The sequence below is a fragment of the Burkholderia sp. AU30198 genome, assembly GCF_020419825.1.
In the GTDB taxonomy this organism is placed as follows: Bacteria; Pseudomonadota; Gammaproteobacteria; order Burkholderiales; family Burkholderiaceae; genus Burkholderia.
In genome coordinates, this window is sequence record NZ_JAIZSA010000011.1 from 1 (window position 1) to 15,745 (window position 15,745).

General features: G+C 65.6%; 17 protein-coding genes, 1 tRNA gene and 1 pseudogene. 6 read left to right on the forward strand and 13 right to left on the reverse strand.

Features of this window, described 5'->3' with window-relative positions:
• Positions 1–112 precede the first annotated feature (112 nt).
• Positions 113–547, reverse strand: a complete 435-nt coding sequence (locus tag LGN19_RS22975; protein WP_226217262.1) for a tyrosine-type recombinase/integrase — start codon at positions 545–547, stop codon at positions 113–115.
• Positions 511–1,623, reverse strand: a complete 1,113-nt coding sequence (terL, locus tag LGN19_RS22980) for a phage terminase large subunit (protein ID WP_226217264.1) — start codon at positions 1,621–1,623, stop codon at positions 511–513. The genes LGN19_RS22975 and terL overlap by 37 nt, the downstream gene beginning before the upstream one ends.
• 324 nt (positions 1,624–1,947) lie before the next feature.
• Between terL and LGN19_RS22985 the strand changes: the two genes are divergently transcribed.
• Positions 1,948–2,562 carry a hypothetical protein gene (locus tag LGN19_RS22985; RefSeq protein ID WP_226217266.1) on the forward strand — a complete coding sequence of 205 codons (615 nt, stop codon included), beginning with the start codon at positions 1,948–1,950 and terminating at the stop codon, positions 2,560–2,562.
• A gap of 35 nt (positions 2,563–2,597) precedes the next feature.
• A tRNA-Ser gene (locus LGN19_RS22990) sits at positions 2,598–2,686 on the forward strand.
• Between the two features lie 133 nt (positions 2,687–2,819).
• On the opposite strand, the gene LGN19_RS22995 is transcribed toward LGN19_RS22990, so the two are convergent.
• The 6 genes from LGN19_RS22995 to garD all read right to left on the reverse strand — a co-directional run bounded on the left by LGN19_RS22995 (position 2,820) and on the right by garD (position 7,180).
• On the reverse strand, positions 2,820–3,188 hold the full coding sequence (locus tag LGN19_RS22995) for a hypothetical protein (protein ID WP_226217268.1): 369 nt from the start codon (positions 3,186–3,188) through the stop codon (positions 2,820–2,822).
• Positions 3,175–3,999: a DNA polymerase gene (locus tag LGN19_RS23000; RefSeq protein WP_264173158.1), complete on the reverse strand. Its 825-nt coding sequence runs from the start codon at positions 3,997–3,999 to the stop codon at positions 3,175–3,177. Before LGN19_RS23000 ends, LGN19_RS22995 begins: the two co-directional genes overlap by 14 nt.
• A 26-nt stretch (positions 4,000–4,025) precedes the next feature.
• A complete protein-coding gene (locus LGN19_RS23005) occupies positions 4,026–4,295 on the reverse strand; it encodes a hypothetical protein (protein ID WP_226217272.1) in 270 nt (89 codons plus the stop codon).
• Between the two features lie 117 nt (positions 4,296–4,412).
• Positions 4,413–4,868, reverse strand: a complete 456-nt coding sequence (locus tag LGN19_RS23010; protein WP_226217274.1) for an RbsD/FucU family protein — start codon at positions 4,866–4,868, stop codon at positions 4,413–4,415.
• A gap of 79 nt (positions 4,869–4,947) precedes the next feature.
• Complete coding sequence (locus LGN19_RS23015) at positions 4,948–5,340, reverse strand: nuclear transport factor 2 family protein (protein ID WP_226217275.1); 393 nt, start codon at positions 5,338–5,340, stop codon at positions 4,948–4,950.
• A 286-nt stretch (positions 5,341–5,626) separates the two neighbouring features.
• Positions 5,627–7,180 carry a galactarate dehydratase gene (garD, locus tag LGN19_RS23020; RefSeq protein WP_226217277.1) on the reverse strand — a complete coding sequence of 518 codons (1,554 nt, stop codon included), beginning with the start codon at positions 7,178–7,180 and terminating at the stop codon, positions 5,627–5,629.
• Between the two features lie 229 nt (positions 7,181–7,409).
• Here garD and kdgD point away from each other — a divergent pair, with 229 nt between their 5' ends.
• Positions 7,410–8,324, forward strand: coding sequence for a 5-dehydro-4-deoxyglucarate dehydratase (gene kdgD / locus LGN19_RS23025; protein WP_122948070.1), 915 nt, complete (start codon positions 7,410–7,412; stop codon positions 8,322–8,324).
• A gap of 118 nt (positions 8,325–8,442) precedes the next feature.
• On the opposite strand, the gene LGN19_RS23030 is transcribed toward kdgD, so the two are convergent.
• From LGN19_RS23030 to LGN19_RS23040, 3 genes are all read right to left on the reverse strand, one after another.
• Entirely contained in the window at positions 8,443–8,997 is a 555-nt protein-coding gene (locus tag LGN19_RS23030; protein WP_175033757.1) for a hypothetical protein, read from the reverse strand.
• Positions 8,998–9,163: 166 nt separating this feature from the next.
• Positions 9,164–9,463: a hypothetical protein gene (locus LGN19_RS39955; protein WP_226217279.1), complete on the reverse strand. Its 300-nt coding sequence runs from the start codon at positions 9,461–9,463 to the stop codon at positions 9,164–9,166.
• Positions 9,464–9,510: 47 nt separating this feature from the next.
• Entirely contained in the window at positions 9,511–11,088 is a 1,578-nt protein-coding gene (locus LGN19_RS23040; protein ID WP_226217281.1) for an aldehyde dehydrogenase (NADP(+)), read from the reverse strand.
• A gap of 247 nt (positions 11,089–11,335) precedes the next feature.
• Here LGN19_RS23040 and LGN19_RS23045 point away from each other — a divergent pair, with 247 nt between their 5' ends.
• Positions 11,336–12,715: an MFS transporter gene (locus LGN19_RS23045; protein ID WP_226217283.1), complete on the forward strand. Its 1,380-nt coding sequence runs from the start codon at positions 11,336–11,338 to the stop codon at positions 12,713–12,715.
• A 71-nt stretch (positions 12,716–12,786) separates the two neighbouring features.
• Here the strand turns inward: LGN19_RS23045 and LGN19_RS23050 are convergent, their stop codons facing one another.
• Entirely contained in the window at positions 12,787–13,512 is a 726-nt protein-coding gene (locus LGN19_RS23050) for a site-2 protease family protein (protein ID WP_043180875.1), read from the reverse strand.
• A complete protein-coding gene (locus LGN19_RS23055; RefSeq protein WP_226217285.1) occupies positions 13,509–14,471 on the reverse strand; it encodes a DUF2167 domain-containing protein in 963 nt (320 codons plus the stop codon). The genes LGN19_RS23050 and LGN19_RS23055 overlap by 4 nt, the downstream gene beginning before the upstream one ends.
• A gap of 196 nt (positions 14,472–14,667) precedes the next feature.
• Between LGN19_RS23055 and LGN19_RS23060 the strand changes: the two genes are divergently transcribed.
• Together LGN19_RS23060 and LGN19_RS23065 are read left to right on the forward strand one after the other, a co-directional pair.
• Positions 14,668–15,513, forward strand: a complete 846-nt coding sequence (locus LGN19_RS23060) for a helix-turn-helix domain-containing protein (RefSeq protein ID WP_122948075.1) — start codon at positions 14,668–14,670, stop codon at positions 15,511–15,513.
• A 98-nt stretch (positions 15,514–15,611) separates the two neighbouring features.
• Positions 15,612–15,713 (forward strand): annotated as a pseudogene (locus LGN19_RS23065) (transcriptional regulator); the annotation flags it as partial.
• Positions 15,714–15,745: the final 32 nt, after the last annotated feature.

Consider the following 15,745-nt stretch of genomic DNA (forward strand, 5'->3'; position numbering starts at 1 on the left):
TGCCGAATTGCTCCAGCAACTCGGCGGGAATCGCCGGCAGCTCCGCCGGCTTGGTTTTCGGTTTGCGAGGCATACATTCTCCTTGGGAGCATCATATGCCTTGAACACGAAATTACTGACAGGCCCAGCCTCGACAGATGTCCTCAGTTGCCCAGACCTTCCGGCTGAGTCCGGCCGGGTTCTGCGCAGGAAACACGTAGGTCCTGGGCCACGTTGACGCCCTGCGTTGCTTGAGGACGTCGAGTGCCCGCTTCGTGAGCCGCAAGCCGCCCTCGTTATCCACCTTCGAGCGATAGAGGTAGATCACGCCCTCCTCCAGGTCTACCTGCGGCCAGCGCATCTGCGCGATCTCCATGTACCGCGCCCCTGTGTCGAGCAGCAGCGTCACCAGGTCCAGGTTGTCCTGGCCCGCGACGTCGTCAGAACGCACGCGCCGCCGCAGTTCCTTCACGAGCAGGGCCTCCTCGTCGAGCGTGAGCCAGCGCAGTTTTCCCTTCGTGCGCTTCAGCTTCAGGCTGGCCGCGCGATTGTGTCGGTCACTCCACACGATCTCCTTGTCGCCAGCCACTTCGAAGCGACGTCGTGCAACGCGAGACGCTTCACGCCTTCGAGCGTCTCGATGATCCGGACTTCCTTCTGCGTCCGACTCCACGCGGCTTCCCGCACCGTGCAGGCTGCGGTATCCCCGGGCTTCTCAGCCGGCCATACCTTCGCCAGGATCGGCTCGAAAGCATTGATCCAGACTGCCCCTGCGTAGTTTGGCTCGACGACGATCTCATGGACCTTGTGGTTCTTCGCGGCGGCAGCAATCGCGGCCATCGCCGTCCCCGGATCGCCCGAGACACCACCGGTCTCCACGGCGTACAGCATGCCGTTGAGCGTCTTCACGATGGCCCAGGCCGTCTCGTCCTTACCGCGCCCCGAAGGGTCAACAAACAGGAGAGACTGCTCGTACTCGCGCCACTCGGCGTCGACGAACAGCGGAGCCAGCCAGGAGTCGCCCGTGAACCCGTAATTCATCAGGTCGATCCGCTTGTTGCGCCCGTTGGAGTCGTGACCCCACTGGACGATCTGCGGCGCCTTGAACGGATTGCAGGCCATCGCGATCAGGTCGTGCTGCTTCAGCGGATAGCGCTCTGCGTCCGAGAGAGACGTATCGAGCTGGAACTGGAGCGCGAAGTAGGAACGCCCCTTCGACTTCCGGTTCTGCAACTCCATCTCATTGAATCGCTCAGGGTCCGTGGGTTTCCACTGAAGGTCAGAGTCCAGGTCCACTGCCCGTGCTCGCGGTGACAGGCAATCGATCTCCGAACCGCCCTCGCGCGTGAAGACATAGGACTGACGCTTGTCCGGCATCGGATACCGGGCCGGCAGAATCCAACCGGTCGCGCCCATCTCCCTGATGAGCTTCGTGTAGATCGACTCTTCAGTCTGGGGCGTGCCCAGGAAGATGACGTCGGCTCCGCCCGTCACCTTGATTGCGGCGAACTCATTCGTCTTGTGCAGGAGCCGCTCGCGGGCCTCTTCGGTTCGCGAGTTGTCCGTGACCTCGATGTCGTCCGCAATAATGAGCGTTGCACGGGAGCCGGTGATCTGGCCGGTGATGCCCACTGACTTGGTCAAGAATGTCGGAACAGTTGGCGTAATCGCCAGCGCCCGCGACCTCGACGAGAATCACGGACTCGCCCACGGCAGTGAGCATGCGGTTGATCGCTTGAAGTCGAGTAAGAGCCATTGCTGAAGGGGTAGTAGAGGAAAGCTTGTGATGGGTACACATTCAGGAAGACGGCCAAGGAGTAAGAAATTACTTACATGCGGCAATGTGCCCCACCCTCCACGCGATGCCGCCACAGCAGTTCGTTGTTTTTGTGCAACAATTGTGCGCCGACACAATTTTTTGCGATTCCTTTGTACAAATTTTTGTGGGGCCACTATAATGGCTTCACCATGAAGGAAACGACCATGCCGTCTGTTCACGAACTTATCGAGCGGCGACGAAGAGTAGCCGCGCAAATCCAAGCTCTACAGGTGGAGTTGCAGCGTCTCGACGAAGCCGTGTATAGCGCGTTTGAAAGCGTGGTGGCGATGCTTGCCCCGCCGTCCGAGCGTCAACGACCAGTCAAAGTGTCGCCGCCCCCGCACGTGACCGAGAGTCAGCGTTCAGTCAATGTGCCGCCACCGCCGTCGCCTTCGCCCGTGACCGAGAGTGAGTGGAAAACCTTCGTGGGGGGGCCACTGCGTATGGCTGGCGAGGAGCAGGCGACCAAAGAGGAGACGCCGCGTAGGGCTTGGGAGCTTCTCCGTGGTCTCAAGAAAGGGGCGACGGTGGAAGAAGTTGAGGCAGTTTTCGGGGATCGCCGGAAGTTTGTGCCTGGAGTGGTGCACGTACTAAAAGGTCTTAATCGACCTGTGAAGACGCGGGAACTCATGGCGCACCTAGCTGCATTAGGCTATGAGGTAGGCGGCAAGAACCCAGTCAACAACTTGGCGGCGCACCTTTCCAGCATGGACATTGTGGAAAGCACACCCGAAGGATGGGTTCTGAAGCAGCGGGGCAGCTAGTTGAGCATAGTCCCGCTAGAGGTAAGGTAAGAGAAGCGCACGTGGTGGAACTGGTAGACACAGCAGTCTTGAAAACTGTAGCTCTGGGAGGAGAGTGTGGGTTCGAATCCCACCGTGCGCACCACTATTATCAGGTCACAAATTACAAATTCAAGGGGCTCATTGTGGCCCCTTTTTTTCGTCTCCAGTTTGCCTACTTCATTCGAAGTGCACAAAAAATGGGGATCACCCGAAAAATCCAGTGATCCCCTACGGGGTTACGCGGCCGGCAACGCGAACTCGACAGCGCACTCGGCGCGGAGCGTACCGTGACCAACCGCTTGCTTGGAGACGATGAAGTCTTCCTGGCGGCGGACGTCGCGCGTGGTTTCCGTCGAGATGCCCATGAGCGTCAGGACGGCCTCCGAACCCGAGGGGTCCTGCGGCTCGGTCACGTCGAAGCGCCCGTCACCAAGATGAGCGAGCTGCTCCAAGCCCGCGCGACGAACGCTGCGCCCGGTCATCACGTCGATGTCCTTGACCGGCTTGCCATGGAGGACGTCGCGCGGTGCGCCGCCAGCGATCACGGCGTCCGGGTAGACGCGACGAACCTCGGCGGCGAGAATTTGAAGGTCAGTGAGTTTCATGCCAGTTGTTTCCGATGTCGAATGCACCATCGAGACGGCACCGGAAATTCCAGTGCTCGCCTGCTTTGGTGATTGCGTTCTTGAAGGTCGTGCCGATCAGCTCCGCGCACTGCGGGAGGCACTCTTGCTGTACTTCGTCGTGGACGTTGGCGAGGTAGCCGAAGTGGACGCCGTGAACCAGGCCGTGGATCTCGGTGATCTCCGCGTGGTAGATAGCGAGGGCCTTCTTCATGATGATGGCGCCCGTTCCCTGCAACAGCGTGTTCAGCGCAGCGTGGGCGTGGCGCACGCGGATGCGTCGACCGTCGATACCCTTCAGCCAGCCACGCGACTTCGCTGCGGTCTCGATGTCCTTGATGAGCTTGCGGAAACCCACGATACCGTCGAGGAGCTTCGCCTTGACGACCCGACCGATAGCCTTAGCCGTCTTGAGTTTTCCTCGGACGTGGCACCACGCCGGCCATTCGGACACGGGCTTGCCGCTTGTCCGCCAGTCAGCGATCCAGATGTTCCCTGCCTTCTCGTCGCCTGCTCCGTACAACGAGCCGTACAGCAGCATCTTCGCACCATCGCGGGAGAACAGGTCCGTGTTGTCGCGGTTCACCGAATGCGCGTCGATGCCGAGCGCCTTGTCGCCTTCAAGCAACTGACGCGTAAGTCGGCCACCGTCATACCGCGCGAGGTAGTGCGCGAGCACACGCAGCTCCAGGCCCTCGGCGTCACACCCGACCTGCTTCCACGACTCGCGCGGAATCCAGATGTGACGCATCTCCTTGTCGATGTTCGCGGAGTTCGGACGCGAGTGCGTCATACGTCCGGTCACCGCGCCGTTCGAGTTCACATAACCGCAGCCACCATCGGACCAATCAGTTCCGAGGCGATGCGTTGACCATGCTGGACTTCTCCGAGATCTCGGGAAGTCGTCGTGCCGTCCTCCTTGTCGCGGACGAGCGTCCGGCGATAGCGGTCGATGCCGCGCTGGACCTGGAAATGCTCCCAGGCCCGCTGCGCGTCGTGATCGAACGCGCCTACAGGCACTGGCTTTACCGTGTACGAAAACGTGACGGGTGTAACTGCTTGATTTGCTTCGCTGTCAGATGCGATCAAAATTTTCCCCTGGGAAATCAAATACCTAGGGGAACGAAAGCAAGTGCCTAACGGTTGTAGCAAATCTTTACACGGCGGCCACCGCGCGGCCCGAAGGCGGCGAGTTGGAAAAGGCGTTTAGCCCGCGTCGCTCAACAACACGCCCTTCTTGAAGATGAAACAGCCGTAGCCGCGCAGCTCGCCGGTGACGATCACCGCGTAGGCCTGCTGCGCGCGCTCGTAGAACGCGAACCGGTCGACGCCCGTCAGCGGCACCGTGCGCCCTTCCGCGCGGTCGATCTCGGCCTGCACCTCGCGCTGCACGGGCGGCACCGCCGACGCGTCGCCGACGACTTCCATCCGCCATGCGGGCGTGTCGACGAACGTATCGAGCGGCAGCACGGACAGCACCGCGCGCACGACGCGCGCCGAATCGGCGCCGTCGATCCGCAACGCGCGGCCGACCACCGTGTGCTCCGCGACGGATTCCGCCGGGAAATTCGCGTCGCAGATCGCGATTTCGTCACCGTGGCCCATCGCGCGCAGCGTGTGCAGGATGTCGGCGTGCAGCAGCGGGTCGAGATTCTTCAGCATGTCGGCTAGTCTCCGGGATCAGGAACAAACCGCATAACGTTACCCGATCCCGGTGACCGCCGGGCATGTGTCGTTCGCGTCACGACGCCGCGGCCGGCATTTCGTCGATGAAACCCGTGACCGACGCGAGGCGGCCCGACGCGTCGACGGTGCCGAAGTCCGAACCCTTCACGATCGCCGCACCGTCTGGCGACACGAGCGCCCACGAGAACCGCAGGTGCTGGCCGAACCCGTCGACGTCGGTCGTGCGGCGAAAGCGAAACGCGGGGAAGCGCGCCTGCACGGCCGCGATCATCGCGTCGATGCCGGCATGGCCGTCGCCGGTCATCAGCGGATCGCGATAGGCCGCGTCGCTCGCGTAGGTCGCATCGATCAGCGCACGGCGGCGCGCGACGTCGGGTTCGTTCCAGGCATCGAAGTAGCGGTCGATCAGGTCGGCGTGAACGGACGAAGCGGATTGGGCGGTGTTCATGGCGAGGCTCCTTGAGTCGATGAGAGGACGATGTCGCGAACGTGGCGTGTTTCGGTTTCGTATTCGCGTGCAGTCATCGTCGCCGGCATCTCGCGGGCGGTCGATTACTTGCGGGGTAAGGAAATCACGCCGGTCGCTTCGAGCCCGTGGCCGCTCCGCACGCCGGACGTGACCCGCCATGCAGCAAGTTCTCCTCATCGTGGGCATCCCGTGAACACTTGCTCCGCCGCAATGAAAACGGGCGCCCTCGGGCGCCCGCTTCGTCCGGCGGCAACGGCCGCGCGTGTCAGGTCACCGGCGCCGGATTGAACAGCGTCAGTGCATTCGCCAGTTTCCATTGCTCGGCCCACGTGCGGCGCTTGCCGCTCGCGACGTCGAGCATCAGCCGGAACAGTTCCCAGCCGGTGTCCTCGATCGTGGCCGCGCCGGTCGCGATCTGCCCCGCGTCGAGATCCATCAGGTCGTGCCAGCGCCGCGCGAGATCGCTGCGCGTCGCGACCTTGATCACCGGCACCTGCGCGAGACCGTACGGCGTGCCGCGGCCGGTCGTGAAGATGTGCAGGTTCATCCCGGCCGCGAGCTGCAGCGTGCCGCAGATGAAGTCGCTCGCGGGCGTCGCCGCGTACAGCAGGCCCTTCTGCTTCGCGCGATCGCCGGGACGCACGACGCCGGCGATCGGCGCGCTGCCCGACTTCACGATCGAGCCCATCGCCTTCTCGACGATGTTCGACAGGCCGCCCTTCTTGTTGCCGGGCGTCGTGTTCGCGCTACGGTCGACGCGACCGCGCTGCAAATAACGGTCGTACCAGTCCATTTCGCGGATGATCTCGCGCGCCACGTCCTCGTTCGCCGCGCGCGACGTGAGCTGCGCGACCCCATCGCGCACTTCCGTCACCTCGGAGAACATGATCGTCGCGCCCGCGCGCACCAGCAGGTCGGCCGCGAAGCCGACGGCCGGGTTCGCAGTGAGCCCCGAGAACGCGTCGCTGCCGCCGCACTGCACGCCGACGACGAGATCCGACGCCGGGCACGTCTCGCGGCGGCGGCGGTTCAATCGCTCGAGATGCGATTCGGCCATCTTCATGATCGAATCGATCATCGAGTTGAAGCCGACGTGCGCGGCGTCCTGCAGGCACACCACGCCGCCGTTGTCCGTCGCGCCGTCGGCCGCGACCGGAATCGTGCCGGGCGGCAGCAGGCGCTCGGGCTGCAGCTTCTCGCAGCCGAGGCTCACGGTCATCACCTCGCCGCCGAAGTTCGGATTCAGGCTGATGTTGCGCAGCGTGCGGATCGGGATGTCGGCGTCGGGTGCATCGATCGCCACGCCGCAGCCGTAGGTATGCTCGAGCCCGACCACGTCATCGACGTTCGGGTAGCGCGGCAGCAGCTCGGCCTTGATCCGCTTCACTGCATGCTCGACCACGCCCGACACGCACTGCACGGTCGTCGTGATCGCGAGGATGTTGCGCGTGCCGACCGAACCGTCGGCATTGCGGAAGCCCTCGAACGTATAGCCTTCGAGCGGCGGCAGCGGCGGCGCGGCACGCGTCGCGAGCGGCAGGTCGTCGAGCCCCGGCGGGTCGGGCATGCGCATCGTGCGCTCGTTGACCCAGCTGCCGCGCCGCAACTCGACCAGCGCGTAGCCGATCACCACGTTGTAGCGGACGATCGGGTCGCCGGCCGCGAGGTCGACCAGCGCGACCTTGTGCCCCTGCGGCACGCCTTCGCGCAGCGTCAGCCCGTCGGCGAACGTCGCGCCCTCGGGCAAGCCGCCGTCGTTGACGACGATCGCGACATTGTCGTCCGGATGCACGCGGATATAGAGCGGGGAAGCAGTCATCGGAATTCCTGGAGGCTAGAGGCCACATCGTTAGTCATCATACGACATTCAACCGAGATCGGCGATGCTGCGTAAACCCTTATCCGGAAAGACCCTACCCTTTATCTACCAGCAAACCGCTTGCGTCACCCCTCCCCTCGTTGTACGATGACATACAACGACATCGCCAATGTGGCACGTATGCCGTTCCCGACGAACCCAGCACTCGCGCTAGACGGACGACCCAACCATGACTTCACCGCAAGAACTCAAACAGATCATCTCCCACGGCCTGCTGTCGTTTCCGCTGACGGATTTCGACGCCGACGGCAGCTTCCGCCCGTCCACCTATGCCGAGCGCCTGGAATGGCTCGCGCCGTACGGTGCGAGCGCGCTGTTCGCGGCCGGCGGCACCGGTGAATTCTTCTCGCTCACGCAACGCGAGTATTCGGACGTGATCCGCGTCGCGACGGAAACCTGCAAGGGCAAGGTGCCGATCCTCGCCGGCGCGGGCGGCGCGACGCGCGTCGCGATCGAGTATGCGCAGGAGGCCGAGCGCCTCGGCGCAAGCGGCGTGCTGCTGATGCCGCACTACCTGACCGAAGCCAGCCAGGAAGGGATCGCCGACCACGTCGAGCAGGTGTGCCGCGCACTGAAGATCGGCGTGGTGGTGTACAACCGCGCGAATTCGAAGCTGAACGCCGACATGCTCGAGCGCCTCGCCGATCGTTGCCCGAACCTGATCGGCTTCAAGGACGGCGTCGGCGAAATCGAAAGCATGGTGACGATCCGCCGCCGCCTCGGCGACCGTTTCGCGTATCTCGGCGGCCTGCCGACGGCCGAAGTCTATGCCGCCGCGTACAAGGCGCTCGGCGTGCCGGTGTATTCGTCGGCCGTGTTCAACTTCATCCCGAAGACGGCGATGGAATTCTACGAAGCGATCGCGAAGGACGACCACGCCACGGTCGGCCGCCTGATCGACGAATTCTTCCTGCCGTACCTGAAGATCCGCAATCGCCGCGCGGGCTATGCGGTCAGCATCGTGAAGGCGGGCGCGAAGCTCGTCGGCCATGACGCGGGCCCGGTGCGCGCGCCGCTCGTCGACCTCAACGACGAAGAAGTCGCGGAGCTCGACGTGCTGATCAAGAAGATGGGGCCGCAGTAAGCGGCAGGCAGTCAGACGGCACGCGATCCGATGCGTGCCTGCCCGCGCGGAACCGCCCGTTCTGCCGGGCATTCCCCTCTCGACGGCCGCCCCGCGCTCCGCGGGCCGGCCGTTTCCGTTACATCTGCGAGATGGTCCCGACCATCCGGTAGCGCAGGCTGCCCAGCCTGAGCCGGGTCGCGGCGATATCCGCGCCGGCGGCCGACCGCCGGAAGCGCGTGTTCGGGTCGTCGGCGAGAATCTGATCCAGCACGTCGGGATCGACAACCGCGTCGAAGAATCGCCCGAGCGTGAGGGTCGCGTACTGTTTCGCGGTCGCGAGCTGGCTGTTGGCCTGCGTCAGCGCCTCGGTGCGCAAGCCGGGGTCGCGCTCGTCGATGCTGCGACGATGCTTCAGCGCGAACACCAGCGCCTCCATGTCCAGCCGGAACCGCTGGACGGCCTGGCCGAACCGGAGCGAATGCGGATCGGAGCCGGTGACGGGCCGCCCCTGGTTGATCGTCACTTCGAATTCATTGCCGCCCAGGTCGCGCTGCAATTCGAACAGCGCATTGGCCAGCACGCGCCCTTCGCTGGTTTCGCCGATCTGGGTGCGCACCGATTTCGCGATATCGCCGATCGCTTTCCACAATCCGGCCGCGAACAGGTGGTCGCCACGCTTGCTGATGTTCATGGATTTCGTTCCCTCTTGGTCTTTTTCTCGATCTCTCAGGTTTCGCCTGCGGGCCTGGCGGCCCAAGGCTTCGGTACTGTAGGAGAAAAACGGGCGAGGCGGAAGGCAGAACGATCGACGGCACGTTCCCCACGCACCATCGCGCCCCGAAAGGCCCGACCGCCTGTCATGCTGACACGATCTCCCCGTCGCCATCGCGGCAACCGACGATGAAGTTCAACGCATGATCGACGTCGTGCCGCTCCATGGGCTCGGTATCGGCTACGTCGACGCACACTTGCTCGCTTCGGTCCGACTGACCAGCGGCAGCAAGCTGTGGACTCGCGACCGGCGCCTGCTGGCCGCAGCCGATCGCCTGGGGCTTGTCGCACATCCCGCTCACTGACCCGGCGACGCGAAAGCCGGCCATGCAAAAAGGCGGAAGCGGCCAACCGGCCCCTTCCGCCTTTCCGTTTCCGGACTTCATCCCGGCGCTTGTGCCGCCGGGATCCAGCCTTCAGCCGCGCCCGTCAGTTACTCCGCCTTTCCGTCCCGCAGCCGCGGAATCTCAAGCGGATTGCGCTCCTGCAACCCTTCCGGCAGCAGGTCGTCCGGAAAATCCTGGTAGCACACGGGCCGCAGGAAACGCTCGATCGCCGTCGCGCCGACCGACGTGACGGCCGGATTCGACGTCGCGGGGAACGGCCCGCCGTGCACCATCGCGTCGCACACTTCGACGCCGGTCGGGTAGCCGTTCACGAGCAGGCGCCCGGCCTTGCGTTCGAGGATCGGCAGCAGCCGGCGCGCGAGCGGCTTGTCGTCGGCATCCATCTGCAGCGTGGCCGTCAGTTGGCCTTCGAGCGCGTCGAGCACGCGCGCGACTTCGTCGAGATCGCGACAACGCACGATCAGCGACGCCGGGCCGAACACCTCGTGGCCGAACGCCGGCTCGGCCAGGAACGCCTGCGCGCCGACTTCATACAGCGCGCCGCCGGCCTGGCAGTCGGTCTGCGCCGCCTCGCCCGCACCGATTTCACGCACGCCCGGCAGTTCGGCCAGCTTGCCGCGGCCGTTGCGATACGCATCGGCAATGCCGCGCGTGAGCATCACGCCGGCCGGCTTCTTCGCGAGCGCCTGCGCGGCGACGGTTTCGAAGCGGTCGAGATCGGGGCCGTCGATCGCGAGCACGAGGCCCGGGTTGGTACAGAACTGGCCGACGCCGAGCGTCAGCGAATCGACGAAGCCCGTCGCGATCGCGTCGCCGCGCGCGGCGAGCGCCGCCGGGAACAGCACGACAGGGTTGATGCTGCTCATTTCCGCGTAGACGGGAATCGGCTGCGGACGCGCATTCGCGAGCTGCACGAGCGCCATGCCGCCCTGCCGCGACCCGGTGAAGCCGACAGCCTGGATCGCCGGATGGCTGACGAGCGCCGCGCCGATCACGCGGCCGGGGCCGACCAGCAGCGAGAACACGCCAGCCGGCATCCCGGTTTTCGCGACGGCGGCGCGGATTGCTCGGCCAACCAGCTCGGACGTGCCGAGGTGTGCCTCGTGCGCCTTCACGATCACCGGGCAGCCGGCCGCGAGCGCCGACGCCGTATCGCCACCGGCCACCGAGAACGCGAGCGGGAAATTGCTCGCACCGAACACGACGACGGGCCCGAGCCCGACTTTCTGCAGCCGCAGGTCCGAACGCGGCAGCGGCGTGCGCGCGGGCTGCGCGGGATCGATCGACGCGGCCAGGAAGCGCCCGTCACGCACGACGCGCGCGAACAGCCGGAGCTGGCCGACGGTGCGGCCACGCTCGCCCTGCAGCCGCGCGACGGGCAGGCCCGTTTCGGCGTGCGCGCGCTCGATCAGCGCGTCGCCGAGCGCGACGATTTCATCCGCGATCGCGTCGAGAAACGCCGCGCGGGCCGCAAGCGGCTGCGCGCGGTACGCGTCGAACGCATCGCGCGCGAGTTCGCAGGCGCGCTCGACGTCGGCCGGCGTCGCGACGCCGAACGCCGGCGCGTCGATCGGCGCGCCCTTCGACGGGTCGAACGCGCGCAAGGTACCGGCCGAGCCGGCCACCGCGTCGGCGCCGATCAGCATCTCTCCTGTCAGTTGCATGGGGTGTGCTCCGTGGTTCGGGAATGGGTTGCTCATTGTAGCCCAACAGATACGATGTCCGCCCACTCAACATCGAAATTCTCGCTCACGCCGGGGCAGGCACCGGTACACGCCAAACCCTTATTCAACGGGCCAATCCTCGAAATATCCGCGATTTCACGTCATCATTCAGAGGGAAAACCCGATCTTTCTGCATCTGATTATTGCCAATAAACTGCCGCAATGTCATACGACGACATACATTAAAGTGTCTAATCAAACCTCCTCCCGCGACCTTCCGCTCGACCTCGCGCGCACCGCGCGCCGGACCGCCGTGCGCTACTGGATCCTGGCGATGCTGTTCGTCGTCACGACGCTCAACTATGCGGACCGCGCAACGCTGTCGATCACCGGCACGCCGATCCGCAAGGCGTTCGGCATCGATCCGGTGACGATGGGCTACATCTTCTCGGCGTTCAGCTGGGCGTACGTGCTCGCGCAACTGCCGAGCGGCTGGCTGCTCGACCGCTTCGGCGCGCGCCGCGTGTATGCGGGCAGCATCTTCCTGTGGTCGGCGTTCACGCTGCTGCAGAGCACGATCGGCCTCGGCGGCAGCGCCGCGTTCGCGGTCGCCGCGCTGTTCGCGATGCGCTTCGCGGTCGGCATCGCCGAAGCCCCCGCCTTCCCGGCGAACGCGAAGGTCGTCGCGAGCTGGTTCCCGACCGCCGAGCGCGGCACCGCGTCGGCGATCTTCAACGCCGCGCAGTATTTCGCGGCCGTGGTGTTCTCGCCGCTGATGGCGTGGCTCACGCACGCGTATGGCTGGCACCAGGTGTATCTGTGGCTCGGCCTCGCGGGTATCGCGCTCGCGCTCCTGTGGCTGCGCGTCATGAAGGACCCGGCCGACCATCCGGCCGTGAACCGCGCGGAACTCGACCACATCGAACAGGGCGGCGGGCTCGTGCGGACGACGGCGCGCGGCACCGGCGGCACGCGCACGGAAGGCAGCCGCGTCGCCGGCTGGTACTACGTGCGCCAGCTGCTGTCGAACCGGATGCTGATCGGCGTGTACCTCGGCCAGTACTGCGTGAACGTGCTCACGTACTTCTTCCTCACGTGGTTTCCGATCTATCTCGTGCAGGCGCGCGGGATGTCGCTGCTGAAGGCCGGCTTCATGACATCGCTGCCCGCGATCTGCGGGTTCCTCGGCGGCGTGCTCGGCGGGATGCTGTCGGACGGGCTGATCCGCCGCGGCGTGTCGCTGACGCTCGCGCGCAAGATCCCGATCGTCGGCGGGATGGCGCTGTCGATGGTCATCATCGGCTGCAATTACGTCGACAGCGAAGTGCTGGTGATCGCGCTGATGGCCGTGTCGTTCTTCGGCAAGGGCATCGGCTCGCTCGGCTGGGCCGTCGTCGCGGATACCGCGCCGAAGGAAGCGATCGGCCTGTCGGGCAGCCTGTTCAACATGTTCGGCAACACGGCCGGCATCGTCGCGCCGATCGCGATCGGCTACCTCGTCGGCGCGAGCGGCTCGTTCAACGGCGCACTCGTGTTCGTCGGGCTGAATGCGCTCGTCACCGTGTTCAGCTATCTCGTGATCGTGAAGGACATCAGGCGCGTCGAACTGCGTCATCGCGACGCCTGACGTTTGGCTTCAGTCAAGAACAACGGCGGCCGCGTAAAACCGGCCGCCGTTTTTGCATCAGGTATCGGGCGTCAGATCGACGAATGCGCGACGCGCAGCATGTCGTGCACGCCGGACGTCATCAGCGCGAGGAACGCGAGCAGGCCGACGTAGCAGAGTGCATAGGTCGTCTTCGTCTCGATCGACGTCGCGTAGTACACACGGTTTTCCGGCGCGTCGGGATCGTAACGCCACGCGCGTTTCAGCTGCGGCAGCGCGAGGATCGCCATCACGATCAGCAGCGGGCTCGGGCGATACACGAACAGCGCGATCAGCACGGGCACGCCCGCGAACCAGATACGCGGCGACAGCACCGCGGTGATCCGCCCACCGTCGAACGGCGACAGCGGAATCATGTTGAACAGATTCAGGAAGAAACCCGTGTACGACAGTGCGAGCAGCAGGTTGCTGTCGGTGTGGCGCGCGGCCGCGTAGCAGGCCAGCGCACCGAGCGTACCGACGAACGGCCCGGCGAGCCCGACATACGCCTCGGTTTCCGCATCGTGCGGCATCTCCTTCAACTGGATCCACGCGCCGACGAACGGGATGAAGGTCGGCAGCCCGACATCGAGCCCGCGCCGCTGCGCGGCGAGGTAGTGGCCGGCCTCGTGCACCAGCAGCAGTGCGACGAAACCGGCCGCGAACCGCCAGCCGTAGAACAGCGCGTAGACCGCGATCGACGCGAGCATCGTGCCCGCCGACACGAGCACCTTGCCAAGCTTGAGGCCGCCGAAGATCAGCAGCAACAGCTTCGTCATTCCTTGCGCTCCGCGCCGGACACGTCGGATACGTTGGATGCATCGGCGACGGCCGGCACCGCGGCCGCCTTCGGCTTGCGCCCGAAGAAGCGCTTCAGCGCCGCGCCGCCGGCCAGCAGCGCGACCGCGCCGATCTTGAAGAACTTCACCGCGAACGCGCCGATCAGCGCGAGCAGGCCGAGCTTCTTCGCGCCGACGCCGACGATCAGCGCCGCGAGGCCATACTCGGCGACGTGGTCGGTCGACTTGTTGAAATCGGCGTAGCGCTTGCCGTCGTTGAAGCTGATGTTCGACAGCAGGTCGTCGGCCGACGCCTTGTATTTCGGCAGATCGCCGAGTGTCGATGCCATCGTCAGCGACAGGTAGCCGTCGCGGCCGAGCACGAGCGTCCGGTAGTTCACGCCGTCGTTTTCGGCGTTCGGGGCCGCGCCCTTGTCGCGGATGATCGCGGACCACACGAGCCGGTGCGTGGCCGCGTCGTACGCGGGCGCCTTCGCCCAGCCGACCACCTCGGTTTCCGGCAGGCCGCGCTCCTTGCGCCCGGGGTTGTCTTCCTCGGTGCCGGCCTGCAGGCTCTTCAGCAGCTCGTCGGGCTTCCAGTCCTTCGCGTCGTCGTCGCGGATATAGCCGCTCGGCTCGAACGACACGACCGAAATCCAGTCGGCATCGGGATCGTCGGGCAGCACGAGGCCGACCAGCTTCGTTTCATCGATCGAGTTGCCCATCGAGCGCAGGTAGCGGCCGGCTTCGGCGGCCGGCACGAACGATTCGCCGGCCTTCAGCTTCAGCACCGCTTCGTGTTTCACGTCGATGTCGGTCGGGCCCTTCACGACCGCGTCGTTGGCGGCCGCGGCGGCGGCCCTCATTTCCACCTGCGCAGCTTCGGTCTGCGCGTGGCCGCTGATCGCGGTGAATGCAAGCGTCGCCACGCAGGCGAGCCGGACGGCAAGTTTTTTCATTGTTGGATTCCCCTGGAATGCCTTGTCGTAAATATGCACGCCACCGGCCCAGGCGTTTTCAATCGCGGGTCCGGCGTCGTCTCTCAGTTGGCACGGGGGCTATGGTAACGCAGCGACACGACACGCCCGGGAATCGGCGCGATGCTTACGTCGCAGGTAATGCCCAAGGTGCGCGGGATTGCCTATCATCAGCGTCATGAACCCGACCGCCGCCCTCCATTCACCCGCCCCGTCCGCCAGCCGCGCATCCGGCATCGGCCCGCTGTTGCGTACGTGGCGGCAACGCCGGCGCCTGAGCCAGATGGCCCTTGCGCTCGACGCGGAAGTCTCCGCGCGCCACCTGAGCTTCGTCGAATCGGGCCGCGCGCAGCCGAGCCGCGAGATGGTGCTGCATCTCGCGGAACGTCTCGACGTGCCGCTGCGCGAACGCAATGCGCTGCTCGTCGCGGCCGGCTTCGCGCCGCTGTTTCGCGAACGGCCGTTTTCGGATCCGCAACTGGATGCCGCGCGCCATGCGGTCGACGCGGTGCTGCGCGGCCACGAGCCCTACCCGGCGCTCGCCGTGGACCGCCACTGGACGCTGCTCGCCGCGAACCGGATGCTCGGCGCGCTGGTCGCGCAGGCCGATCCGGCGCTGCTGCAGCCACCGGTCAACGTGCTGCGGCTGAGCCTGCATCCGGACGGCCTCGCGTCGCAGATCGTCAACTGGCATGAATGGCGCGCGCACATCCTGCATCGGCTGCAGCGGCAGATCGATGCAAGCGGCGACCGCACGCTGCACACGCTGCGCGACGAACTCGCCGCGTATCCGGCGCCGGCCGGCCAGCCCGACGACACGCATGCGCGCACCGACTTCGCGGATATCGCCGTGCCGCTGCGGCTGCGCACGGCGGCCGGCGAACTGACGTTCTTCAGCACGACGACGGTGTTCGGCACGCCGGTCGACGTGACGCTGTCGGAACTCGCGATCGAGGCGTTCTTTCCGGCGAACCCGGAGACGGTGGACGCGATGCGGGCGCTGGCGGACGCGTTGCCGGGGTAGGCTCGCCCTCTGGTGGTGCCATCTGGCCGACGGCACGATCACCGACGGCCTGTCGGTCGTGCAGGCTCCGTCGGGGAAGGCATACGTGCTCATCCGGAATCGACGTGACGCTGTCGGAACTCGCGATCGAGGCGTTCTTTCCGGCGAACCCGGAGACGGTGGACGCGATGCGGGCGCTGGCAGACGCGTTGCCGGGGTAGGCTCGCCCTCTGGTGGTGCCATCTGGCCGACA